General features: G+C 54.5%; 21 protein-coding genes. 9 read left to right on the top strand and 12 right to left on the bottom strand.

Annotated elements, in window-relative coordinates; all coding sequences use genetic code 11:
- Positions 1-80 precede the first annotated feature (80 nt).
- Together MKY74_RS29995 and MKY74_RS29990 are read right to left on the bottom strand one after the other, a co-directional pair.
- Positions 81-515, bottom strand: coding sequence for a hypothetical protein (locus MKY74_RS29995; protein WP_076173665.1), 435 nt, complete (start codon positions 513-515; stop codon positions 81-83).
- A 72-nt stretch (positions 516-587) separates the two neighbouring features.
- The gene (locus MKY74_RS29990) at positions 588-752 is read right to left on the bottom strand and encodes a hypothetical protein (RefSeq protein ID WP_167372908.1); all 165 of its coding nucleotides are present in this window, start codon (positions 750-752) and stop codon (positions 588-590) included.
- Positions 753-1,111: 359 nt separating this feature from the next.
- On the opposite strand from MKY74_RS29990, the gene MKY74_RS29985 reads away from it, so the two are divergent.
- Positions 1,112-3,016 carry a sensor histidine kinase gene (locus MKY74_RS29985; RefSeq protein ID WP_076173666.1) on the top strand — a complete coding sequence of 635 codons (1,905 nt, stop codon included), beginning with the start codon at positions 1,112-1,114 and terminating at the stop codon, positions 3,014-3,016.
- A gap of 85 nt (positions 3,017-3,101) precedes the next feature.
- On the opposite strand, the gene MKY74_RS29980 is transcribed toward MKY74_RS29985, so the two are convergent.
- Positions 3,102-3,341, bottom strand: coding sequence for an NHLP leader peptide family RiPP precursor (locus MKY74_RS29980; protein ID WP_076173667.1), 240 nt, complete (start codon positions 3,339-3,341; stop codon positions 3,102-3,104).
- Positions 3,342-3,415: 74 nt separating this feature from the next.
- The gene (locus MKY74_RS29975) at positions 3,416-4,345 is read right to left on the bottom strand and encodes a hypothetical protein (protein WP_076173668.1); all 930 of its coding nucleotides are present in this window, start codon (positions 4,343-4,345) and stop codon (positions 3,416-3,418) included.
- A gap of 242 nt (positions 4,346-4,587) precedes the next feature.
- On the opposite strand from MKY74_RS29975, the gene MKY74_RS29970 reads away from it, so the two are divergent.
- On the top strand, positions 4,588-6,501 hold the full coding sequence (locus MKY74_RS29970; protein ID WP_076173669.1) for a sensor histidine kinase: 1,914 nt from the start codon (positions 4,588-4,590) through the stop codon (positions 6,499-6,501).
- Positions 6,502-6,564: 63 nt separating this feature from the next.
- Here the strand turns inward: MKY74_RS29970 and MKY74_RS29965 are convergent, their stop codons facing one another.
- Positions 6,565-6,687, bottom strand: coding sequence for a hypothetical protein (locus MKY74_RS29965; RefSeq protein WP_256992938.1), 123 nt, complete (start codon positions 6,685-6,687; stop codon positions 6,565-6,567).
- Positions 6,688-7,223: 536 nt separating this feature from the next.
- Here MKY74_RS29965 and MKY74_RS29960 point away from each other — a divergent pair.
- The gene (locus tag MKY74_RS29960) at positions 7,224-9,767 is read left to right on the top strand and encodes a beta-mannosidase (protein ID WP_076173670.1); all 2,544 of its coding nucleotides are present in this window, start codon (positions 7,224-7,226) and stop codon (positions 9,765-9,767) included.
- 92 nt (positions 9,768-9,859) lie between these two features.
- Here MKY74_RS29960 and MKY74_RS29955 read toward each other — a convergent pair whose 3' ends face one another.
- The gene (locus MKY74_RS29955) at positions 9,860-10,981 is read right to left on the bottom strand and encodes a GNAT family N-acetyltransferase (RefSeq protein ID WP_076173671.1); all 1,122 of its coding nucleotides are present in this window, start codon (positions 10,979-10,981) and stop codon (positions 9,860-9,862) included.
- Between the two features lie 254 nt (positions 10,982-11,235).
- On the opposite strand from MKY74_RS29955, the gene MKY74_RS29950 reads away from it, so the two are divergent.
- Positions 11,236-12,312: an SDR family oxidoreductase gene (locus MKY74_RS29950; protein WP_076173672.1), complete on the top strand. Its 1,077-nt coding sequence runs from the start codon at positions 11,236-11,238 to the stop codon at positions 12,310-12,312.
- 210 nt (positions 12,313-12,522) lie between these two features.
- Here the strand turns inward: MKY74_RS29950 and MKY74_RS29945 are convergent, their stop codons facing one another.
- Positions 12,523-12,897 carry a winged helix-turn-helix transcriptional regulator gene (locus tag MKY74_RS29945; protein ID WP_076173673.1) on the bottom strand — a complete coding sequence of 125 codons (375 nt, stop codon included), beginning with the start codon at positions 12,895-12,897 and terminating at the stop codon, positions 12,523-12,525.
- A 236-nt stretch (positions 12,898-13,133) separates the two neighbouring features.
- Here MKY74_RS29945 and MKY74_RS29940 point away from each other — a divergent pair, with 236 nt between their 5' ends.
- From MKY74_RS29940 to MKY74_RS29930, 3 genes are all read left to right on the top strand, one after another.
- Positions 13,134-13,829, top strand: coding sequence for a GntR family transcriptional regulator (locus MKY74_RS29940; RefSeq protein ID WP_076173674.1), 696 nt, complete (start codon positions 13,134-13,136; stop codon positions 13,827-13,829).
- Positions 13,826-15,523: a dihydroxy-acid dehydratase gene (gene ilvD, locus MKY74_RS29935; RefSeq protein ID WP_076173675.1), complete on the top strand. Its 1,698-nt coding sequence runs from the start codon at positions 13,826-13,828 to the stop codon at positions 15,521-15,523. The genes MKY74_RS29940 and ilvD overlap by 4 nt, the downstream gene beginning before the upstream one ends.
- Before the next feature lie 289 nt (positions 15,524-15,812).
- Positions 15,813-17,363: a potassium/proton antiporter gene (locus MKY74_RS29930; RefSeq protein WP_084204075.1), complete on the top strand. Its 1,551-nt coding sequence runs from the start codon at positions 15,813-15,815 to the stop codon at positions 17,361-17,363.
- 55 nt (positions 17,364-17,418) lie between these two features.
- Here the strand turns inward: MKY74_RS29930 and MKY74_RS29925 are convergent, their stop codons facing one another.
- Positions 17,419-17,805 (bottom strand): DUF1634 domain-containing protein, encoded by a 387-nt coding sequence (locus tag MKY74_RS29925; RefSeq protein WP_076173676.1) that lies wholly within the window; start codon positions 17,803-17,805, stop codon positions 17,419-17,421.
- Positions 17,802-18,641 (bottom strand): sulfite exporter TauE/SafE family protein, encoded by an 840-nt coding sequence (locus MKY74_RS29920; RefSeq protein ID WP_076173677.1) that lies wholly within the window; start codon positions 18,639-18,641, stop codon positions 17,802-17,804. Before MKY74_RS29920 ends, MKY74_RS29925 begins: the two co-directional genes overlap by 4 nt.
- Before the next feature lie 229 nt (positions 18,642-18,870).
- Between MKY74_RS29920 and MKY74_RS29915 the strand changes: the two genes are divergently transcribed.
- Both MKY74_RS29915 and MKY74_RS29910 read left to right on the top strand, forming a co-directional pair.
- Positions 18,871-19,326, top strand: a complete 456-nt coding sequence (locus MKY74_RS29915; RefSeq protein ID WP_076173678.1) for an Lrp/AsnC family transcriptional regulator — start codon at positions 18,871-18,873, stop codon at positions 19,324-19,326.
- A 138-nt stretch (positions 19,327-19,464) separates the two neighbouring features.
- A complete protein-coding gene (locus MKY74_RS29910) occupies positions 19,465-20,343 on the top strand; it encodes an EcsC family protein (RefSeq protein WP_244169372.1) in 879 nt (292 codons plus the stop codon).
- A 95-nt stretch (positions 20,344-20,438) separates the two neighbouring features.
- Here MKY74_RS29910 and MKY74_RS29905 read toward each other — a convergent pair whose 3' ends face one another.
- The 3 genes from MKY74_RS29905 to MKY74_RS29895 form a co-directional block, all read right to left on the bottom strand.
- The gene (locus MKY74_RS29905) at positions 20,439-21,704 is read right to left on the bottom strand and encodes an MFS transporter (protein WP_076173681.1); all 1,266 of its coding nucleotides are present in this window, start codon (positions 21,702-21,704) and stop codon (positions 20,439-20,441) included.
- Between the two features lie 113 nt (positions 21,705-21,817).
- On the bottom strand, positions 21,818-22,444 hold the full coding sequence (locus tag MKY74_RS29900; protein ID WP_144025490.1) for an AIM24 family protein: 627 nt from the start codon (positions 22,442-22,444) through the stop codon (positions 21,818-21,820).
- Positions 22,445-22,558: 114 nt separating this feature from the next.
- Positions 22,559-22,981: a hypothetical protein gene (locus tag MKY74_RS29895; RefSeq protein WP_076173685.1), complete on the bottom strand. Its 423-nt coding sequence runs from the start codon at positions 22,979-22,981 to the stop codon at positions 22,559-22,561.
- Between the last annotated feature and the right edge of the window lie 21 nt (positions 22,982-23,002).

Here is a 23,002-nt window from a genome sequence, read left to right as displayed (position 1 = left end):
CGGCCAACACCTAAAGAAGGACTCCGGCCGGGAACGGCGGAGTCCTCCTCTTTTTTTATAATCTTAAATGAACGTACCGGCTACAGTTCTTCGGAATCATCGCCGTCATATCCATTGATCAGGTCCGTTCCGTGCATATCCTCCACCATGGCGATCGCGGAAGGATCGACCGGACTGTTCGCCGAAATGTCGTCCGCATCCGGAACGTCCGGCAGCTCTTCGTCCTCGGTCAGTTCATTCACAGCCGAGGATTCACCGGCGTACGCGCCGGACGTCCCGGCAGAGGCTTGGGCCGAGTCCCGGCCCCCAAGCTCGGGACTCATGTCGGACCGGACATAGAATTCCACGTCCTCCGCTTCCGGCTCACGGCTGATGCTTTGCTTGGTGTATGTTCCCGTATCCTTGAAGTCATCCCGGGGCAGCTCAAACTCGGGCGGAAGCTCGCGCTGCTGGTCGTACCGTTCATAGGTCAAATCGGCATCGCTTTTCATATTCTTATTATACTCATCAGCCATGTCATCCATCTCCTTTGGCGTATTTTCTTTCCTTACCGTTACCCGAAATGAGCCCGTATATCCGCTCCCGGATTAAAACTTAGGAAATACGTATCGGATCAAGAAATAGAGGAAACCGAAAAAAATAATAATGTACGCGGCATATTTGATAAAAGTGGCTGCTACAAGACTGGAATCGGACTTTTGCTGAACTTCCTTATGCTCAACCTCAACGTTGTTCCGGCGGAATTCACTCATGGGTAATCCTCCTTTCAGCGCAGATCGGGAAGTCTGTGTCGTTTGCTACTTTAATAAACGTACCCGCTCAAGGTGAAACATCGTTACCATACTTAGGAAAAAGTGGTATGATTAAATAAGTCCCGGCTTGTGTAGCCCCGAAGGCAGTTGTGCTAAAGTTGATGTCAACCCGGGGATTCTTATGTTTTCAAATGCATAAATATAAAGAATGGCGGCAGTATGCTCGAGGTTGTATGTATATTTATGCAAATGATATATTTTTTGACGATGCCCGAAAGAACAGGAAGGAGTGGACGATGATGATAGCGAATCTACATAGCAGTTGAAAATTTTACAAATATTAACTTTTGAGGTGTTTTATGAAGGGTTTCCCCAAATCCGTAATCACGAAGCTGGCTCTGATCGCTTGCCTGACCCTGCTGTTTGTGACGGTACCGGTATTTGCTGGAGCGATGCAGACGGGTGGAGAGCGTTGGATTACCGAGTGGGAGGTCAAATGGGCGGACAGCACGGATCTTGCGGCAGTTCCCGGATCCGTAACGGCAAGCGAAGGCTGGAGCCCGAATCCATCCGGCATGGCTTTGCCGAAGAGGCCCGGAACATCATCGACATTATGGATCAGAACGAAGCTCCCTGCCTTGAACTGGGACATCCCCTCCATGCTTATCCCTAAGATATACGGACAGAACATTGCGATTTTTATCGGCACGACCCCCATCTACGAATCAAACCGCGACTATATTTACGATAACAACAAAGTGTTAACTCCCCTTCAGAAAAATGATTCCGATAAAATACTGTACATAGGCGTTCAATCCGCCAAGGACCGCATCGGACTGCGCCACGGCATTGAACTGGGCAACTATCCGGAATTGCTGGACAACTACGTCAAGAGAGACCTGATCGATATCATACTGGGCTGCGCGTTTGTCTTTATTGCGCTCGTCATGCTCATTTGCTCGGTTTTTTTGAAAAAGGAGCAGAACGCCTCCTGGATCTCACTGAGTCTGGTGATCGCCTCCGCCGGAGTACTGGTCATCACGTATTCCCCGTTTCTTTATACCTTTTACAAGGATTACGGCAAGCTCTACACCCGCCTATGGGATGTCGCGCTGTTCGTGCTGCTTCCGTCACTAACCTATTTTATCGAACGGATCTTCGGCAGCGGGTATCGTTCGGTGATTAAGAAGCTGTTGTATTTTCAAATCGGATATTCGGCATTCTGCCTGCTCTTCATGCTGGCGAACATCGTGCTAAACGATAAATTATTCGGTATCCATTACTTTCTGTCGGTCCGTGTTCTGGGAATCGTTATGATCGTACAAGCCGTGCTGCTCGTCAGCAATTCGATCATCCATGCCGTGAAAGGGAACCGGAGCGCCGAGATTCTCACCGTCGGTTTTGCGGTGTTCGGCTTGACGGTCATTGGCGAAATGGTCTGGTTCTATTTGAAGGACGGCAATTATGACCTGTTTCTGTGGAAGTGGGGGGCGGCTGTATTTATCATATCCCTGATGCTGATCCTCGGCCGGAACTATACCATCAATCACGAACAGATTGTAAAATATTCAAGGGAGCTGGAAATGTTCAACAACGAGCTGCAGCGCTCCGAGAAAATGGCCATCATCAGCGAATTGGCGGCATCCGTCGCCCATGAGGTCCGGAACCCGCTTCAGGTGACACGCGGTTTCCTGCAGGTGCTGACCAAGAAGTACAGAAACCAGGATAAACTCTATATGACGATGGCCCTGGAGGAGCTGGACCGGGCCGCAGGCATCATCACCGACTTCCTGACCTTTGCCAAGCCGCAGTTTGAACGAATTTCCGTCCTGAACGTCAAAGAGGAGCTGGGGCATGTGGAAGGCGTCATCGTACCGCTTGCGAACCTTCAGGGCGCCCAGATCGATATGCGTGTTCCGGACCATCTGCAGGTGAAAGGGAACTCTTCGAAATTTAAGCAGGCTTTTATCAATATGGTGAAGAACAGCATCGAGGCGCTTAACGGAGACGGTCAGATTAACGTATGGGCTTACGAAATGGACGAACGGGTTGTCATCCATATTCAGGACAATGGGGAAGGGATGAGCAAGGAGGAGCTTGCCCGGCTGGGCGAGCCGTATTTCTCCAACAAGACGAAAGGGACCGGGCTTGGTCTAATGGTTACGTTCCGGATCGTGGAAGCCATGGGGGGAAGTCTTGAATTCAAAAGCGAAAAAGGGGTGGGAACCGAAGCGGTCGTCTCCTTTCCATCAGCGGCTGTATAAGCCGCTTGACGGTAAGGTGGCGAACTTCACTGTTCCCAACCCTTTCATCATTTATGTATATTCAAGATGAGGTGAGTAATCTCAATTACCAGGAGTATTTCGGCGCCGCGGCCGCTCTGACCGTTTCTGTTGGACTTGGGGGAAGCACGAGATAAAACTCGTTGGATGATTCCTCCACTGTCTTTACTTTGATGTGTTCAGGTAAAATAATACCGAGCACTTCTTTGATTGCGGCCTTAGGGTCGGCCAGGAGTCTTTCCTTGAAACTTGGGTCTTCCCAGGCTTTTTGAATAACTTGGTTGTGAAGGATAGCTTCTGCTGTCATTAGAATCACCCTTTCAACAAAATGGTTAATATTACCTTTATAAGTATACCATGGAATAAATTATAAATCTATCATTATTTGATATGATTTAACAACCATAAACTTAATCCGCCTTTTTGCAAGGCGTTTCTCTCATCTTCGATCCGGTTTGCGTCGTCCTGAATCGACAGCAGAATATGCTCGTGAAAAGAAAGCAGCTGGGGAATGCTCAATGGGGTCTGCTTGATGTGCTCATGGTTGGCTTCCGCCACGGCGGTGTATGAGCGCAGAATGCCGTGAACGGCAATATAATGCTCGACACGATCGGCAGTGAGCGGTCCGCCTTGGGCAAACTGCGACCGGATCAGCGAGAGCAGGCTGTTATAGCTGCCTTCCTCAAGATCTTCCCGCCAGTCGGCCCAATCGTCCGCCATTTGCAGCGTAGCCAGTACGTGTTCGAGCAAGTCGGTCACGGCCGGAATTTGTTCCTCCCCGCCCGACAGGAGCAGCGCTCCGGTGCTCGACAGCTTCAGCGGCGCAGCCTTGCGCGCGATGAACAGCGGATTCACGCGGAAATAGTCGGCCGTGTGCTCATTGGTAACGGCTTCCGCCCATTCATGCAGGTACTGCCTGAAATAGGACCAGAACCGGGACGCTGAGGGGAAGTAGCCGCGATAGATGTCGAGAAACTGCAGATACAGCAAATTTCCCAGCGGCAGCTGCTCCTTGTCCTGGGGCGAGGAGGAATCCATGCAATCGTCCTGAATGAAAAAATAGAGCATGGCGCAAACGTTGCCGATCGACAGCTTCCGGGCGTCTTCGGCCGAAAGTCCTGCCATTTCCATCAGCCAGAAGGGCAGCAAATAGCAGATATAGTTTTTGGCGCTGTTTTCTTCGAGCGGGTTAAAATGGGTTAAATAGGAAAGGCCTTTCGTGTTCAACGGAGAAGGGAACGCGGCAATGATGCACTCGGTTTCGCGGAATACATACGACAAATCGGCTTCATAACGCTCTAACCATTCCATATAATCACCTTTTTTAGATAGAATTGTTGTTCCAAGCGGCGGTATCCGGTGCTGAAGACCTCATTGAGCCGTTGACCTGGTTATGAATATGGGGTTGTGTGTATGTTGTTATATGAAGTTTAGTTGAGGTTTTGATTAGTTTAGCATATATTTCCAATTTATGAAATCCGAAATTGAAAGAACCGGATGCGAGGCTGCAGACTGCTGGTTCCGGTACACTAACATTCGGTAGAGGTGCACATATGAAAGCTTCGAGAAAATACGGCATCATCGCGGCGGCGATTTGTATAGTCATCCAGCTTGTGCTTGCCGCCTCCTGTTACGGCAGTTCCGAACCGGCTCTAAAGCCGCTGACGGACTGGCGGTTCACTTGGGAGGGCGGAGGTACGGGCAGCCGCAGCACGGACGGCATCGGGCCGGCTTCCGGGTGGAAGCCGTACCGGATGAAGCAGCCGCTGCAGCTAAGCACCGGGGAAGAGAAGGCGGGATGGTTCGAAACGAAGCTGCCGGCACTCATCTGGAATACGCCTGCCATTTTGCTCAAACCGGTTTATGGAATCAAAATCGACATCTACGTCGGTCAAGAGAAACGATACGAAATCGATCGGGATTACCGGTATGATGTTCATCATATCCTGCTTCCACTGAGCCGTGAAGACGCCGGTCAAACGCTGCTTATGAAAATCCAAGGGGGAACCGGCAGAATCGGCATGGACGGTCCCGTGTGGGCCGGTGATTACCAGACGCTGCTGACCAAGCTGATCAAGGCCAATCTGGGTGATATCGTTTTGGGAAGCTCGTTTATATTCATTGCGCTGATCATGCTGATTTCGGCTATACTTCTGAACCGGAGTGAGCGGAACAGCTGGCTGTCACTGACGGCAGTCATTTTGTCGATCGGGCTTATGATCCTGACTTATTCTCCTTTTGTGTACAGTCTGTTCAGAAGCTATGGAGAATGGTTTCAGGTCGTTTTTGACCTTGGCCTGCTGTCGCTCTTACCGGCGATAACCTATTATTTTGAAAGAACCATTGGCCCCGGCTACATGCTGATCATTCGGATGTGCCGCAAATTCCAGGTAGGGTACTCGCTCTTTTGCCTCGGGTTTATGGTCATCAACCTGCTTAGCGGCAGCCGTTTCTCCGATATTTATTATTTCTTTTCCGTCAAGGTGCTCGGCTGCATTATGATCGTTCTGCTGATGATTTTGGCGGCCAGCGCGATATCCTACGCCGCCAGAGGAAACAGGGACGCGGCTGTGTTTGCTTCGGGATTTGCCTTGTTTGCCATCCCGGCGCTGGGTGAACTTGTCTGGTTCTATGTACGCCAGGGGGACTACGTGCTGTTCTGGTGGAAATGGGGAGTCCTAGGCTTCGTGATCAGCCTCATCATGATCCTTGGCCGGAAGTTTGCCCATAATCATCGGCAGATTGTCGTGTATTCCCGGGAGCTTGAAATGTTTAACAGCGAGCTGCAGCGGTCGGAGAAAATGGAAATCATCAGCGAGCTGGCCGCCTCGGTTGCGCACGAGGTGAGAAACCCGCTTCAGGTCACCCGCGGCTTTCTGCAGCTGCTGCAGGAGAAGTCGAGGGACCGGGAGAAAGAGTATCTCCGGCTGGCGCTTGAGGAATTGGACCGGGCATCGGGGATTATTACGGATTTTCTTACATTTGCCAAGCCGGAGGCGGAGAAGGTATCCCTGCTCAATGTGGGGTATGAATTCCGGCATATCGAGGGCATCTTGATCCCCCTGGCTAACCTTCAAGGCGGCCGGATGACGACGGATATTCCCCAAGACTTGTACGTTTACGGCAATTCGTCGAAGTTCAAACAGGCTTTTATCAATATGATCAAGAACAGCATTGAAGCGCTGCGGGAGGAAGGCCACATTCAAATCCGGGCTTACCGGGACAACGGCCAGGTCGTCATTTGCGTCGCCGACAATGGAGAGGGGATGGAGCCGTCAGAGGTGGCGAGGCTCGGCGAGCCATATTACTCCAACAAATCGAAAGGAACCGGGCTCGGACTGATGGTCACGTTCCGCATCATTGAGGTGATGCAGGGAAAGATCGAGATTGAGAGCAAGAAAGGCGCCGGTACGGTGATGACCGTCCGTTTCCCGGCCGCCGCATCCGGCGAACAGGGAACGGAATAATCCCTTGATCCGCATACACTGGAACAAAAAAATGGCGCCTGCATCGGCGTCATTTTTTTACGTTTAAAATAGCTCTTCAGGAGCGTTCCCTCCATGGAGGTCTCTCCAGGCCAGATATAAGCTGATCGTTGCGGCAATAAGAAACAGAAAAGCGGAAATAAAGGCAAGCTGCTTTCCGATGCTCATCGCACCGCCTGCTCCCATTCCCGGGGTTGCGGAGGGGACCAAACCACTGATTCGAACGGGCTTCGCCGGTTTTGATCTTGATTTAACCCGCTTCCTTGGCTTTGCCGATTTCACTGGTTTCACGTTAAGACACTCCTTTGCGTGAGAATCCTTCTTTAAAAAACGATGACAGGGTGCTTTAACGAACTCACAGTAAGTTATGTTACTGCCGTTCGGGTCGTTCCGAGGCCAAGAGAAAATAGACTGGGGAAAGAAACCGATGTATGTTTGATCATCTGAAATCGATTTATACAGCTTGTCGCCGCCGCTGAAGCCAGAGGTCTTATTGCAGTGTATGATGGGGCGGCCGAGATGTTATCTACAGGAGCAAAAAAATAGGGTCCCGGTTAGCCCTCGAGCCGTCCCTTCCCGGTGATCCGAAGATGTTGAAAACATCCGGCTGGTGGGGAAAATGATCATTTACTAGATTGTTAGTTTTGTTATAATAAATTATGCTAACTTTATTTGGACAATACGAGCAATGGCAGGAGGATATCATGGACAAAACGCAATGGAACATCAGCAGCTGGAGCTTTAAGGCTTGCAAAGATCAGGAATGGATGGAGGCGAAGGTACCGGGCTGCGTGCATACGGATCTGCTGGCCAACGGCAAAATTCCGGATCCGTTCTACGGAACGAATGAGAAGGAAGTGCAGTGGATCGACAAGCAGGATTGGGAATACGAAAGCCGGTTCGATTTGCCGGAGGAGCTGCTGGCCCTTCCGCATCTGGAGCTCGTCTTTAAAGGGCTTGACACCTATGCGGACGTCGCCGTGAACGGCAAAACTGTTCTTCAGGCGGATAACATGTTCCGCACATGGAAGGCCGATGTTAAGAATATGCTGCAGCCGAAGGACAATACCGTCCATGTGCGTTTCCGCTCGCCGGTCCAGGAGGATCTTCCGAAGCTGGAACGCCTCGGCTACGATTTGCCGGCAACGAATGACCAGTCGGATGTCGGAGGACTTGGAGACCGGAAAATCAGCGTATTCGCCCGCAAGGCGCCGTATCATTACGGATGGGACTGGGGTCCTCGTTTCGTAACCAGCGGCATTTGGCGGGATGTCTATATTGAAGGATGGGATCACAGCCGGATTCAGGATGTGTACATCGATCAGACGGAGGTTACGGCAGCATCGGCCAAGTTAACGGCCGTGATCGAGCTGGAGTCAGACCTGGAAAGGGAAGCGCTGGTTCGCCTGAGCGCGGACGGTCAGACTTGGGACCAGAAGGTCCAGCTGTCACAAGGCGCCCAAACGGTGGAACTCCCGCTGGTGATCGACAATCCGAAGCTGTGGTGGTGCCGTGGACTCGGTGAGGCGAATTTGTATGAATTCCGTGCGGAGCTGATCGTTGACGGCGGCGTGGCAGCCGAGAAAAGCGTTAAAACGGGCCTGCGCTCGGTCAGGCTGGTCCGCGATAAGGACGAGGCCGGCTCTACCTTTTATATCGAGCTGAACGGAGTACCGGTGTTCGCCAAGGGTGCCAACCATATCCCGAACGACAGCTTTATTACCGAAGTAACCTACGAACGCTACCGTCATGAGATTGCCAGTGCAGCAGCCTCCAACATGAATATGCTTCGCGTCTGGGGCGGGGGGATTTACGAGCAGGACGCTTTCTATGAGCTGTGTGACGAATACGGCCTGATGGTATGGCAGGATTTCATGTTTGCCTGCAGCATGTACCCCGGCGACGAAGCATTTTTGGAAAATGTGCGGCTGGAAGCGGAGGAAAACGTCAGACGTCTGAGAAATCATCCTTCGATTGTTTTATGGTGCGGCAATAACGAAATCGATACGGCCTGGTCCCACTATTCCGAAAATACCGGCTGGGGCTGGAAGCAGCTGTATACTCCGGAGCTCCGCGAGCGCCTGTGGCAGGATTACGAGGCGATCTTCCACCGGATTTTGCCGGAAGCGATTACCCGTTATGCGCCGCAGGCCGATTACTGGCCGTCTTCGCCGATGATCGAGCTGACCGGGGACATTCGTCAGCATGCGACGAACAGCTCCACCGGCGGGGACATCCATTACTGGGGCGTATGGCACAATGTGGAGCCGTTTGAAAATTATAACGTGTACATCGGGCGTTTCATGAGCGAATACGGTTTTCAGTCGTTCCCGGAATACAAATCGGTTCGCCGTTATGCCGAAGAGCATGATTTGGCCCTGGAATCCGAAGTGATGCTGGCCCACCAGAAGAACGGGCAGGGCAACCGTCTGATCAAGCAGTACATGGATATGTACATGAACGAGCCGAAGGATTTCCCTTCCTTCCTGTATATGAGCCAGGTGCTGCAGGCGGAAGCCATGAAGATGGCGATTGAGGCGCATCGCCGCAAGAAGCCTTACTGCATGGGGACGCTGTATTGGCAGATGAACGATTGCTGGCCGGTGGCTTCCTGGGCGGGGATGGATTATTTCGGCCGCTGGAAGGCGCTCCAGTATTACGCCAAACGCAGCTTCCGCGACGTCGCCGTTTCCATCGACGGTACGCGCGGCGATGAATTGGACATTTACGTCCTTTCCGATGTGCTTCAGCCGCTGTCCGGAAATCTTCGCCTGCAGGTCATGGACCTGAAAGGGAACGTCCTGCAGGAAACGGCGGAGAGCTTCAGCATAAGCGCGAACATATCGGAAAAGGTGCATACCTGCTCCGTGGAGCAGCTGCTGGGTGGAAGCCGCCCGCAGGAAACGTTTCTGCTCGTCCAGCTTGAGGTGTCCGGGCAAGTGGTGGACATCAAGGAGCATTATTTCGTGCCGGCTAAGGAGTTCGCGTTCGCCAAAGCGAATATCACGGTACGGGAGGAAGAAGGCAGCCAAGGTCATACGCTGATCCTTACAACGGATACGCTGGCCAAACAAGTATGGATTTCCAGCGAGGCGGAGGGCAGCTTCAGCGACAATTTCTTCGATTTGATTCCGGGCAGGGAGCAGCGCGTGCAGTTTTACGCCCGTTCGGAAGGGAAAGAGCCGTTCATCCCGGCCAGACCGGGCCGGATCGAAGTGAAATCGATGGCGGACTTTATCGTAAAGTAGGATATTTGCATACAAAGGAGCCGTCCGGGTATACCGGGACGGCTCCTTTTCTTTGGTTGGACGCGTATGCACCAGCGCTGTAGCCGCTGCTGTTAAATATAATGCAGTCCGGATAAATAAGGCAGAGGTATCGTACAGAAGTCTTCCGGCGCCTCCGCCAGGTGGGGAGACTCGGGATCAAACAGCAGCGACAGCAAACCGCTGTCATCCAGCACGAGTTCCTGTCCCTTGTTTGTGACCGTGTATGATCTGCCGCCGGCTTCATCGATGCGGATAAAGGATTGCCACTTGAGCAGCGGGGAACACTGCGTGAGCAGGCTGTGGGCGTCCGCGATCCATACGGTGCCGCTGTTCGGGCCGGATTGGACCGCGGCGCCAGCCTGCTGAAGCAGTTTCAGCAGGGCTTGCTCCTGCCAAGGCACCGGAACCTCCAAGCGCTGAATCCGGTGGCGCTGGAGCATTTCGGCCAGCAGCCGGGCGACGGCCTGCGGATGGCCACCCCACTCGACGGCCTTGGCCGGTTCGCCGGACGTCGAGGATTCAGGAGCCGTTGGCACGGCAGCGGCCAGAAAGGCTGCTATCGCGCCGTCTTTGCGAGCGGTGAGCGTTTCTTGGCGCATCATGGTGATGTCCGCGATGGCGCTGCTGCCCAGCAACGTGAGCAGCTGTGCGGGGCCCTGCTCATAGGCCGGGGAAGCGCCGGAGAGGATCGCGGAGATGCCGAACGTATCCTCCGGCCGCATAGGGCTGATGCTCCATTCATCTGTATCCGGTTGCAAAAGGGCTGCCGCGCTGCTGCGATCCAGCATGGCATAATGGACTCTGCCAAAATCGTAGCAGCCTGCCCGGCGGTACAGGGAACGGCCGCCGGATACGAATACGAGGGAAGCCCCGGAGCGGCGTGCATGATCCATGCATTCCGCCAGAAGCGTGCTGGCGAGATTTTGCCCGCGGAAGTCGGGGTGTGTGCATACCGAACCGATGCTGAACACGTTCAGCCTGGCTTCCCCGATCCGCACCACGTCCGGCGCCAGTCCCATGAACGCCACCAGCTCGCCCTCATCGGTGAACGCGCCATAGGAATGGCTGACGCCCGGATGAAACAGGGCCGGAAACGATTTGCCCATAGAGGGCTGGCCGGGCTTGCCAAATACAAGGTCCGACAGGTCTGCGGCCTGTTGCAATTCATTTGAATTAAGCAGCCGAATCTTCAAGTTATACATGCCTCCTCATCCGTCATGCTTGTTGTCAAATAGGTCGAGAATAAGTATAGCCCTCTAACGGGATAAAGTGAAGATGGGCGAGCCATTTCCTCTATTGAAAAAAACAGATGCCCGGAAAGCCGTTGTCTGCTCCAACGTTACAAAAAAGTGCTTAAATGACTTTGAAGTGCGTACTTCCCGAGGGCGCAATCCGGGTGCACAATAGAGCCATCACCAAGCACAATAAACAAAGGAGCTGACATTCCATGAATGATCATAAATCGGTTAAGGAAGAACGGAAAGTGGCATTGGTCGTCGGGGCCAATGGGGTGATTGGACGCAATCTCATCGACTATCTGCTGACGCTGCCGGAGTGGGAAGTGATCGGGGTATCCCGGAGGGGAGGGGAGGACCGGGAGCGGGTCCGCTATATCGCGGCGGATCTGCTGGACCCGGAAGATGCCCGGCGCCGCCTGGGCGCGCTTCCCGAGGTGACGCATCTGTTCTACGCCGCTTATCAGGACCGTCCGACCTGGGCCGAGCTGGTGGCACCGAATTTGGCCATGCTGGTCAACAGCGTCGAGGCGGTCGAAGCGGGATCGCCGGGGCTGCGGCATGTCAGCCTGATGCAGGGGTACAAAGTGTACGGTGCGCATCTCGGCCCGTTCAAAACCCCGGCCAAGGAATCGGATGCCGGTCATATGCCGCCCGAGTTTAATGTGGATCAGCAGCAGTTTTTGGAGAAACGGCAGCAGGGGAAGGCTTGGACGTGGTCGGCCATTCGTCCTTCGGTGGTCGCGGGTTTTGCATTGGGCAATCCGATGAATCTGGCGATGGTTATCGCCGTATACGCGTCCATCTCCAAGGAACTGGGCATTCCGCTCCGTTTTCCGGGGAAACCGGGGGCCTATCATACGCTGATGGAGGTTACTGATGCCGGGCTTCTTGCCAAAGCTACCGTGTGGGCCGCAACCGATCCGCGGTGCGCGAATCAGGCGTTCAATATCAACAACGGGGATCTGTTCCGGTGGAACGAGATGTGGCCGAAGATCGCCGCTTACTTCGGAATGGAGACGGCGCCGCCCCTTCAGATGTCGCTGGACGTCGTTATGGCCGACAAGGAGCCGTTGTGGAATGACATGGTCCAAAAGCACGGGCTTGCCCCGCATTCTTACCATGAGGTTTCTTCCTGGGGCTTCGGCGATTTCGTCTTCTCCTGGGATTACGATTTTTTCGCCGATGGGACCAAAGCCCGCCGCTTTGGCTTCCATGAGTACGTGGATACAGAAGAGATGTTCATGAACATTTTCGATGATTTGCGCCGGCGTAAGGTCATTCCGTAACGTGTGGGTTTGGCCGTCATGCCTATGATAACCCCAACCTATAAAAAAGAGAGGCTGCCCCTGATCTTGCAGGGATGCAGCCTCTTGTCTCGTTTTCATGCTTTTGATGCTTCAATAGATATGCGGCAGGGTCTCTCCTGGCACCGCAGGTGCATACTAACCACAGATCTGCCGATGGCCGCCTGCCCTTGCAGACGGTCAACCTGCGTGTTACGGCGCAGACTCCAAGCGGGAGTTTTCTCGGATGGCCGCCGTTCCCTGGTACTTTTTATCGACATGCATTTCTCCCCATCGGCACATCATGTGCAGCAGCTCCTTCATGCTCCAGCCGTATTCGGTCAGTTCATACTCGACCTTGGGAGGAACCTCATTGTAGATGATGCGCTGAATGATGCCCTCGTCTTCCAGTTCGCGCAAATGCTGGGTCAGCATTTTCTGGGTGATGGAAGGAATGAGATGCAGGAGCTCGTTGTTCCGCTTTTTGCCGAAGGTCAGATGAAACAGGATGACCGGCTTCCACTTGCCGCCGATCACCTCCAGGGTTACTTCTACCGCCGTATTGTATACTTTCACCGGTTGATCCATACGTTCGCACCTCCGTAAGTAAGGGGCTGTTCGCCGCCGACTTCAAGTCATCTCTACGGTACAGGATAACCTGGGGCCGCAGGGAGCGATAATCCGTCTGATAATTTCCAATATAGCATGATTGGTTGCGATCCGCATAACAGGCGACGGGAAATGGGATGGCGTTTCATTTTTATCCTTGAATTTAATATATGTATGCGATATATTGCATACATAAGATAAAGGAGTGAGCGATCATGCCGATCCCTAAAAGTTATTCCTCGCCTGTGCGTATGACCGCCAAGGAGCGGGCCTTCAGCCAAATTCAGAGATGGATTATCGACGGCACCCTTCAACCGGGAGAAAAACTCGTGGATGCCGAGTTGGCCGAGGCGCTTGGGGTTTCCCGCACCCCCGTACGCGAGGCGCTGCAGCTGCTGGAAGTCCAAGGGCTGGTAGAAATGCATCCGGGAAGGGATACGCGCGTTCAGACGGTCGAGAAGGATGACATTTTGAAAATGTACGCTACCCTGGCTGCTCTGCATTCCCTGGCCGCTGAAACAGCTGCGACTCATATTTCGGCGGCGCAGATCGAACAGCTGAAGGGGCTTAACGCCGATTTCGCCGCCGCGATCAAGCAGGGACAGCCGTACCAGGCGATGGAGCTTGACGAGCAGTTTCATAACTTGATCGTGGACGCCTCTGATAATGCCTACGTTGCCTCCTTCAGCGCCTCGCTGCAAATCCATATTCGGAGGTTTAAGTATGTTTTTCTGGCCCGGCCGGTGTCGGCAACCGCTGCCTCGGCAGAAGAGCATGCCCGCATCATCGAGGCGTTCGAGAAGAAGGATGCGGCGCTGGCCGCCTCGGTGATGAAGCAGAATTTGCTGAGACCGATGAATGAGCTTTATGCATTCATTCAAAACCACTCGGAAGGAGACGATTCGAAATGACGAGTCAAGATCGACCAGATCTGCGGATTCGCAGCAAAGTCATCAGTGAGGGTGTAAACCGGGTCCCGAACCGGGCCATGCTCCGTGCGGTCGGATTTAAGGATGAGGATTTCAAGAAGCCGATGATCGGCGTGGCCAGCACCTGGAGCGAAGTGACACCTTGCAATATGCATATTGATGAATTGGCCAGGGAAGCCAAGAAAGGCGCTCAGGCCGGCGGCGGGGCTCCGCTCATATTCAATACGATCACCGTTTCCGACGGGATATCGATGGGGCATGAAGGCATGCTGTTTTCGCTGCCCAGCCGGGAAATTATTGCCGATTCGATCGAAACCGTCGTGAACGCCGAGCGTTTTGACGGCCTGGTAGCGATCGGCGGGTGCGACAAGAATACGCCGGCCTGCCTGATGGCGATCGGACGCATGAATCTTCCGGCTGTATACGTTTACGGAGGCACAATTCAGCCTGGATCGCTGAACGGCCGGGACGTAAATATCGTGACGGCCTTCGAAGCCGTCGGGCAGTATCATGACGGCAAAATGACTCCCGAGGAGCTCCATCAAATCGAGTGCCACGTTTGTCCGGGTGCCGGAGCCTGCGGGGGAATGTACACGGCCAACACCATGGCTGCGGCCGCGGAAGCGATGGGCATGAGCCTGCCTGGTTCCTCATCGACGGCGGCCATCGCAAGCGGAAAAGCCGATGAATGTGCAAGGGCGGGAGAAACGGTGATCCAGCTTCTCGAAAAAGGGATTTATCCAAGAGACATTATGACGAAAAAGGCATTCGAGAACGCCATTACCGTCGTCATGGCTCTGGGGGGATCGACCAACGCCTTTCTGCATTTGCTGGCCATCGCCCATTCCGTTCAGGTCGATCTGACCATCGACGACTTTGAGCGGATTCGCAAGAAGGTGCCGCATCTTGCCGATCTGAAGCCGAGCGGCCGGTATATGATGCAGGATCTGAGCGATGCCGGGGGTGTCCCTGCGGTCATGAAGCTGCTGCTTGAAGCGGGCCTGCTTCACGGCGATTGCATCACCGTAACCGGGCATACGATCGCGGAAAATTTGGCAGCGGTGCCGCCGCTGCGGGACGGCCAGAACGTCGTCAGACCGCTGGATCAGCCGCTGAAGCCTACAGGGCCGCTCGTGCTGCTGAAAGGTAATTTGGCGCCGGATGGGGCCGTAGCCAAAATGTCCGGCCTGAGCAGGCTGTCCTTTACCGGGCCTGCCCGTGTATTTGACAGTGAAGAAGAAGCCACGGAAGCGATCGTGAGCGACCGGATCCGGAAGGGAGATGTCGTCGTCATCCGCTACTGCGGACCGAAAGGCGGTCCCGGCATGCCGGAAATGCTGTCCGTCACCGCCATGATTGTGGGCAAAGGACTGGGCGGTGACGTGGCGCTTCTGACCGACGGCCGGTTTTCCGGCGGCTCGCACGGTTTTGTGGTGGGACACGTGGCTCCGGAAGCTCAGGTCGGCGGTCCGATTGCCCTCCTTCGGGAAGGGGATATCATTACCATCGACAGCGAAACCCAGGAAATCAATATGCAGGTCAGCTCCGAGGAGCTGGAGGAGAGAGCAAAGCAGTGGTTCCCGCCGCAGCTGAAGCATTCCGCCGCCGTGCTGCGGAAGTATGCGCGGCTCGTATCCTCGGCATCCAAAGGAGCCGTCACGGACGAAGACGTTTAAATTGTAAGCAGGGGGCACCGCGATAGAAGCGGTGCTCCCTTTTCTATTTACCATGATCCGCTCATGTCCAATAAGCCCGCATAATCCCGCCTTTATTTGGAAAATGTAGACCCATGATTCCCCTTTTCAGAGGGCTGTTCTCACCGCCAATTGACGGCCTAAAGGGGAGGGGACATACCGCTTTTGTTTGTAACATTAGTTGCTTGGTTTATATATAACTAGGGCAATTTTCTTGTTCGCAACCGAAATTAAGGCGTGTTTACATTCCATTTTAAAGAGGCGAGGCTGTTTGGATTCCACAACACTGGTTAATTCACTTGTTCTATTAATGGCCGGCCTGCTGCTCGTCGGCGTACTGACCACCAAATTTTCCTCAAGATTCGGCATGCCGGCCCTTGTGCTATTTATCATCGTTGGCATGCTGATTACGCGGTTCGTGTATTTCAATAACGTCCTCATCACCCAGATCGTCGGGATTTTGGCGCTGATTGTCATTTTGTTCGAAGGGGGCATGCAGACGAAGTTTGCTGATATCAAGCCGGTCATCAAGCCGGCCCTGTCGCTGGCGACGGTGGGGGTGCTGCTGACGACCTTTATCGTCGGCGTCTGCGCCAAGTATATTTTGGGCGTGTCCTGGGTGGAAGGCTTTCTCTTCGGTGCCATCGTCGGATCGACGGATGCGGCCGCGGTGTTCTCGGTGCTTGGAGGGAAAAATATCAAAAAGCGTCTGACCTCCACCCTGGAAGCCGAGTCCGGCAGCAATGACCCGATGGCCGTCTTTCTTACCGTCTCCCTGATCGAATATGTTCAGCATCCCAAGGCGGAAATCTTCCAAATGATCCTGTCGTTTTTCTGGGAAATGGGCATCGGCCTGGTCATGGGGCTGCTCATCGGCAGGCTGGCGGTTTACGTCATCAACAAGATCAATTTCGATTCGTCCGGACTGTATCCCGTGATGGCGCTCGGATTCGCCATTCTTGCGTACAGCGCCACCTCGGTGATCCATGGCAGCGGGCTCCTCGCCGTCTACGTGACGGCTATCGTCATGGGCAATTCTGATTTGGCCTATGGGCGTTCGATCATGCATTTTAACCAGGGGTTCGGCTGGATGATGCAGATCGTCATGTTCGTGCTGCTCGGCCTGCTTGTCTTTCCATCCGAGCTGCCGGGCATCGTCGGGGAAGGTTTGCTGCTCTCCCTGATTCTGATGCTGATTGCAAGGCCCGTGGGCGTCTTCCTCAGCACGCTCGGGATGAAGTATTCTTTCCGGGAAAAGCTGCTCATTTCCTGGGCCGGTCTGCGCGGAGCCGTACCGATCGTGCTGGCGACTTATCCGATGCTGGCGGATATGGAACACGGACGGCTATTTTTTAACGTGGTGTTTTTCGTCGTGCTGACTTCGGCCATTATCCAGGGGGCAACGATTTCCCCGTTTGCCGGGAAGCTGGGGCTGGCGGGAGAAATCAAACCGTCCAACCCTTCGCTCCTGGAGCTGACGGCCTTAGGCAAAGCCAAATCGGAGATCAACCACGTGGACGTCAACGAGACGATGGCGATCGCCGGCAAGGAAATTTCCGAGCTCGACCTGCCGGAGGACATTTTGTTTACAGCGATCATCCGCAACGAACAGATCATCGCTCCGCGTGGGAACACGAGAATCGAGTCGGGCGATACGGTGTATGTGCTGAGCCCGAAGGCGAAACGGAAGCAGGTGAAAGCGATTCTGACCTCGCCGGCGCTTCCGGTAGTTCATCTCAACGAAGAGAAGCAGAAGCCCGAAGAGGCCACTAACATCATACCGCCTAAAGATCCGGACGACCCTCCGGAACAGGAAACTTAATACAAAAGCCCTGCCTTCTTTGCGAAGAAGCAGGGCTTTTTGGAATGCCGGAGGCTCAGGCTTTTCCCAGGATAAAGCTGATGATCAGAATCAGGAGCACCAGAGTGGTAATTCCTGTATACAGCTTGTCGCCTTCGCGCACAAATACCCAGATGGAAATGGCGACGCGCAGTACGGGGGTCAGAATGAGAAGGATCAATCCGGCCGTGATGACGGCATAAGGCTTGAACGACGCGATTCCGCTCACAATATCGGGGAGGCTGTGCGGGTAAGAGCTGCCGGGGTATCCGCTGCTTCCCTCCATAAAAAAGAGCACCAATCCGACGATGATGACGGCTGCGCTCAGCACGACGCCGACCCGGAGCCAGCGGCTGACGGCCAGCTCCACCTCCAAAATATCTTTCTGCTGCCGCTCTTGACGTTGCTCGTTCGTTTCGCTCATTTCGTCAGTCCCACTCCTTCCAAAATCATCTGCACGGCCACGTACGCCAGCACCGGAATGAACAGCAGGCGGATCGTCTTGCTTTTGAGACGCTGCATAATTTGCGCTCCGACGGTCGCTCCGGCCAGAACGCCGAGAGCCACCGGTCCGGCGATATGCGGATCGATATCCCCGCGCAGCAGGTAAACCCCCGCGCTGGCCGCCCCGGTCACGCCCATCATGAAGTTGCTGGTGGCGGTCGAGACCTTCAAAGGAAGCTTCATGAACACGTCCATGGCCAGCACTTTGAAGCTGCCGCTGCCGATGCCGAGCAGGCCGGATACGATGCCAGCGCCGTACATGACGGAGAAGCCTCCGTAGACGTTTCCGGCATGGTAAGGGACGTCCTGCTTGATGGCTTTGTCATAATAGCTTCCTTCAAGCCGGAGCTTCTTGGCAGCCGGGCTCATGCTGACCTCACCGGCGGCACCTTCGCTCTTCTTCTTGATCATATTAAACGCGGAGTAGATGAGCAGCAGCCCGAAGATGATATAGAGCAGATTAGGGGCGATGATGCCGCCGATGAACGCTCCGGTGATCGCCCCGATGGTCGTGGCGATTTCCAGAAACATCCCGACCCTCATATTGGTGATCCGGTCGCGGATGTATGCGATGGCGGAGCCGCTTGAAGTGGCGATGACGGATATGATGCTGGCGCCGATGGCATGCTCGATGCTGACGCCGAATAGAAGCGTCAGCGCCGGCGTGACGATGATGCCGCCTCCGAGACCCAGCACCGATCCGACGATGCCGGCCAGAACGGAGATGAGCAGAATTTCCAAAGATAACGTAATCACATGAGTACACCTGCCTGTATCAGAAAATAAGAGTCCGGATTGCGCTCTTCCGCCGTGTCCCTGTACACTAAAAACACGGGGCTTATCGCATCCGGATGCCGTAGGACGGATTCATTATACACCGTTTGTATAATATTAACCATACAAACGGACGATATTTATGTATTTTATTTTTACAATGTAAAATACAACGAAGCAATGAAGCTTATGCCGGGAGAGGAAGAAAGCCATGAAATTCAAACACTTGGACGAAAAAGACAATATGATTCTGGATCATCTGCTCGATAACGGCAGGCTCAGCCATGCCGAGCTCGGCCGGTTTGTGAACCTGACGCGGGCTGCCGTGCGGGAACGGGTCAATGGCCTCATGGAGCAGGGAATCATCGATAAATTTACGGTGATTGTCAACCCGCTGAAGGCCGGAAAAAGCATGTCGGTGTACTTCTTGATCGAAGTGGAGTGGAACCTGCTTGAGACCGTTGCCGAAACGCTGCTGGCGGATGATGAAATCACGAGCGTCTACCAGATGAGCGGCGGCCCGCACCTGCATGTCCATGCATTGATGGATGACCAGGAGCATGTGGAAAAATATTTGCGGAAGCTCCAGATGGTGGAAGGCATCACGAACGTGCACAGCGAGTTTCTGATCCGCCGGTTCAAAGAGCGGGAAGGCATACAGATTTAAGATGTCCATCATGCAGCTGCATCCATGCGGTCTTTCTCGTTTATCATGCCTATCTTTGTATGTGGGTAGCCGGATCGCGGGAAAGGCGTATCGGGGCCGTGTTACATGAACAACCAATTTTGGGAGGTGTCTGGACAGATGGAGACCAAAGATCAGCTGGAGCAGGAATTAAGGCGGATTGAAAAATGGGAGAAGGATCAGAAAAGCGCGTGGTTTTGGGAAAAATGGAGCCGGCTGCCGTTTATGCTGTTGGACCGGCTGACGCCGAAAGTGATTCAGGACAAGCTGGCCGAAGGGCTTGGCGAGGTCGGACGGTTTCTGCAGACCGGCGGGCAGTATTTGGTGCAGCGCAAATCCATTCTCAAGCGGCTTGAGCGGACGCATTCGCTTTTGGGAAGCGGACCGGAGGGAAGCAGAGCGCCGGAACCGGCGGATGGGCATGACGGCGGGGATGGAGCCGGACTGACGCTCGCCGAGGCGGCGAATCTGCCGCTTGCGGTCATGGACAGCGTGGCGGATGAGCTCACCGCGAGCCGCGCCAAGCTTGCTGCTGCCCAAGGGGCGACAACGGGCATTGGCGGCGTATTGACGCTGGCCATCGACATCCCTGCGGTGCTGGGCCTCTCTTTGAAGGTGCTGCAGGAGATCGCCGTTTGCTACGGATACGATCCGAGGGATGAGAAAGAGCGCCTGTTTATCGTCAAGTGTCTGCAGTTCGCATCGGCCGACATCGTCGGCAAAAAGGCGGTGCTGGACGAGCTTGGGCAGTTTGACGGAGAGCATGCGCCGGCCCAAGTCATGTCGCAGATTCAGGGCTGGCGGGAAGTGGTGCAGACGTACCGTGACAGCTTCGGATGGAAAAAGCTGTTCCAGCTCGTGCCAATTGCCGGGATTTTCTTCGGCTCCATCAGCAACAAGGGCACGATTGAGGATGTGGCCGAAGCCGGAAAAATGCTGTACAGGAAGCGCCGGATTGTGACCAAGCTGCGCTCGGAGCGTCCGGACGGTGAGGCATAGGGCCGGCAACCTAAAAGGACCGCCACCAGGCTTATTATAAAGCCCAGGGCGGTCCTTTTTTGCAGATGAATCGCTTGGACGCGCAACAACTCTGATCAGGCTTCCGTTCCCTCGGACCACCGGTTCAGCAGCTTGTCGGACGGAAGCAGATATGTCAGAATGCCAAGCAGCGGAAGGAAGCTGCATATCTGCATAACGGTCGTAATGTCTACGATATCGGTCCATTTACCCAGCACGAGTGCGCCAAGGCCCCCCATCCCGAAAGCCAGGCCGGTAATGAGGCCGGAGACGGTTCCGATTTTGCCGGGGAACAGCATTTGCGCATACACGACCGTCACCGAGAAGCTGGAGAAGACGATCAGGCCGATGATGGCCAGCAGCACGCCGGACCAGAACAGATTCGCATAAGGCAGAAGGATGGCCAGCGGAGCAGCAAGGATCATCGAACAGAAGATCATGTTCCGTTTGCCGAACCGGTCGGCCAGCGGACCGCCAAAGAACGTGCCAACGGCGCCGGCTGCAAGGAACAGGAAAATGTAAACCTGCGCGTCGCTCACGGAAAGGTGGAAATTCTCCATGAGATAAAATGAAAAGAACGTGCTGATGGACGAGCTGTACCAGGAACGGACGAACACGAGCAGCACCAGCAGCACGATCGCGAAACGGACGCGGGAGCGCACTTCCGGCCGGAGCTGGCGCGCCTGCGTTTTCTTCTTCTGGTACGCCCCGGTGCGCAGGCGGTTGCCGTACCATCTGGCGATAAAGATTTGGACCGCAATGCCGGCCGCGGCGACGACGGTAAACCAGATCGAGCCGAACAGGCCGAGCGGGATGAAAATCCACATCGTCAGCACGGGAGCCAGGGACTGCCCGGCGTTGCCGCCAACCTGGAAGATCGACTGGGCCAGCCCGCGGCGCGTTCCGGAGGCCATGTGGGATACCCTCGAGCCTTCCGGATGAAAGGCGGCCGAGCCCAGGCCCACAAACACGACGGCCAACAGCACGGCCGGATAGGTGGTGGCAAAGGCCATCAGCAGCATCCCGGTGAAGGTGAATCCCATCCCGATCGGGAGCAGCGCGGGCGTCGGCTTGCGGTCGGCGAACCATCCGACCACCGGCTGCATGATGGAGGACGTAAAGTTGATCGCAAAGGAAATGATCCCGATCTGCGTATAGGTCAGGTGCATGGACGACTTCAGAATCGGGAAGATCGCCGGGATGACCGATTGGATCGAGTCATTAAACAGATGCACGAGACTGATGGCGATGAGGATCCGGTAGACCGTGGCCGACATATCCGGCTGCGTGAGCGGCTGCTGTCCACTTGGCGGCGAAGTCTTGGTCATCGTTTGAACGGACATGTTACCTCCTTGTGTTTGAACTCAAGAAGGATCGGCTATGTACATGTCAGGTCCTCTTTCGTTCGGAATGTTTAAGGAGATTATATGTCAGATTCAGGCGAACCGTATACCCCTTACTTGATAATTACTCCCCCGAACGGAATGATCTCCCTTAGCACCCGCTTGATCAGCCCGTCGTTGTTCAGGTCTTTCTCCAGGTGGCTGCTCCGGTGTCCGGCCTGAAACAGCACCGTTCCCACACCCGTCATTTTAAAATGATAATTCATGTGCTGGCTGGCCAGCGTATTGCCGTAAACCGTCAGGTCGAGCTTGGCATTTTCGGGATAAGCGATCACGCTTCCCGCGTCAACGTACAGCGGCTCGTCCGGATGAAGCTCCGCTTCCAGGACCATGCCTTCGGTCAGGACGCCGATCGTGCCCGTCCCGGCAAATTTCACCTTGACGGCGTCACGGGTAATCAGCATATTCTTCGCGCTCAGAATCCGCGTTTTCATAGTGATGCCGGAGCTGTAAAAAAATAAATGCCGCAGGTCGTACAGCAAATCGCTGCCGCCGGCAAGCTCAATCGGCTTGACGCTGTAGCCGGGAGGCAGCGCTGCGGTAAAACTGCAGCTCCCCCGCATATCCGCCTGAATCAGCTTTTTCTTCCGGTACATCCCTTTGATATTCATCAGCCGGTCGCTCCGCCCGTCGGACGGTCCCCTGTAGGCGATAATCTGCTCCGGATGCAGAAAGTGCATCGCTTCCCCTTGTTCCAGCAGGAAGGTCACGGCTTGTCCGCTGTCCGGGCTTGCATGTTCCAGTATCGACAGATTCAATGGCAATTCCTCCTACTTCGGACTCCGGGTTTGTCGCTAGATCCGGTTGGCTCTGCGCATGAAGTACCGCATAATGCGAATAAAAACAAAATACCCGGCGGCAAGAGCAACCACAGTGACCAGCATGACTTTCAGCTTATGCTCCCTGGCTGCCCTTGCCTGATTGGTTTCCTGCAGCGCCTGAACGGTTTCGGACAGCTCCTTGTTCTGCGCCATCAGCTCGGCGTTCTGCTCCTGGTACTGCTTCGCGTTGGCTTGAGCCCGGTCGAGGTCGTCCAAGGTTTCCCGGTAGCTCTCCTTCAGCCGGTTGACTTCGCTGGGAAGGCCGGAGAACGTCTCCACCCCTTTATAAAAATCGTCGAAATAATTCGCTTTGGCGGAAGTCTTGAACAGCATCGTGCCGCATATGACAATCATCACCGCGCATAATAGGCGGATTAGCGATAAGTTCCGGTTCATAAAGCAACAACCTCCTGCATA

The sequence above is a fragment of the Paenibacillus sp. FSL R5-0378 genome (assembly GCF_038009285.1).
GTDB classification, from domain to species: Bacteria; Bacillota; Bacilli; order Paenibacillales; family Paenibacillaceae; genus Paenibacillus_AQ; species Paenibacillus_AQ favisporus.
This window is presented reverse-complemented; position numbering and strand designations above follow the sequence as displayed.

Bases quoted from the DNA above. Each gene is read 5' to 3' on its own strand.
- MKY74_RS29925 (WP_076173676.1), bottom strand. From the start codon at position 17,805: ATGAGCGAAACGAACGAGCAACGTCAAGAGCGGCAGCAGAAAGATATT.
- MKY74_RS29895 (WP_076173685.1), bottom strand. From the start codon at position 22,981: ATGAACCGGAACTTATCGCTAATCCGCCTATTATGCGCGGTGATGATT.
- MKY74_RS29950 (WP_076173672.1), top strand. From the start codon at position 11,236: ATGAATGATCATAAATCGGTTAAGGAAGAACGGAAAGTGGCATTGGTC.
- MKY74_RS29965 (WP_256992938.1), bottom strand. From the start codon at position 6,687: ATGAGCATCGGAAAGCAGCTTGCCTTTATTTCCGCTTTTCTGTTTCTT.
- MKY74_RS29940 (WP_076173674.1), top strand. From the start codon at position 13,134: ATGCCGATCCCTAAAAGTTATTCCTCGCCTGTGCGTATGACCGCCAAG.
- MKY74_RS29915 (WP_076173678.1), top strand. From the start codon at position 18,871: ATGAAATTCAAACACTTGGACGAAAAAGACAATATGATTCTGGATCAT.
- MKY74_RS29985 (WP_076173666.1), top strand. From the start codon at position 1,112: ATGAAGGGTTTCCCCAAATCCGTAATCACGAAGCTGGCTCTGATCGCT.
- MKY74_RS29945 (WP_076173673.1), bottom strand. From the start codon at position 12,897: ATGGATCAACCGGTGAAAGTATACAATACGGCGGTAGAAGTAACCCTG.
- MKY74_RS29990 (WP_167372908.1), bottom strand. From the start codon at position 752: ATGAGTGAATTCCGCCGGAACAACGTTGAGGTTGAGCATAAGGAAGTT.
- MKY74_RS29980 (WP_076173667.1), bottom strand. From the start codon at position 3,341: ATGACAGCAGAAGCTATCCTTCACAACCAAGTTATTCAAAAAGCCTGG.
- MKY74_RS29960 (WP_076173670.1), top strand. From the start codon at position 7,224: ATGGACAAAACGCAATGGAACATCAGCAGCTGGAGCTTTAAGGCTTGC.
- ilvD (WP_076173675.1), top strand. From the start codon at position 13,826: ATGACGAGTCAAGATCGACCAGATCTGCGGATTCGCAGCAAAGTCATC.
- MKY74_RS29970 (WP_076173669.1), top strand. From the start codon at position 4,588: ATGAAAGCTTCGAGAAAATACGGCATCATCGCGGCGGCGATTTGTATA.
- MKY74_RS29900 (WP_144025490.1), bottom strand. From the start codon at position 22,444: ATGCACTTTCTGCATCCGGAGCAGATTATCGCCTACAGGGGACCGTCC.
- MKY74_RS29975 (WP_076173668.1), bottom strand. From the start codon at position 4,345: ATGGAATGGTTAGAGCGTTATGAAGCCGATTTGTCGTATGTATTCCGC.
- MKY74_RS29995 (WP_076173665.1), bottom strand. From the start codon at position 515: ATGGCTGATGAGTATAATAAGAATATGAAAAGCGATGCCGATTTGACC.
- MKY74_RS29910 (WP_244169372.1), top strand. From the start codon at position 19,465: ATGGAGACCAAAGATCAGCTGGAGCAGGAATTAAGGCGGATTGAAAAA.
- MKY74_RS29905 (WP_076173681.1), bottom strand. From the start codon at position 21,704: ATGTCCGTTCAAACGATGACCAAGACTTCGCCGCCAAGTGGACAGCAG.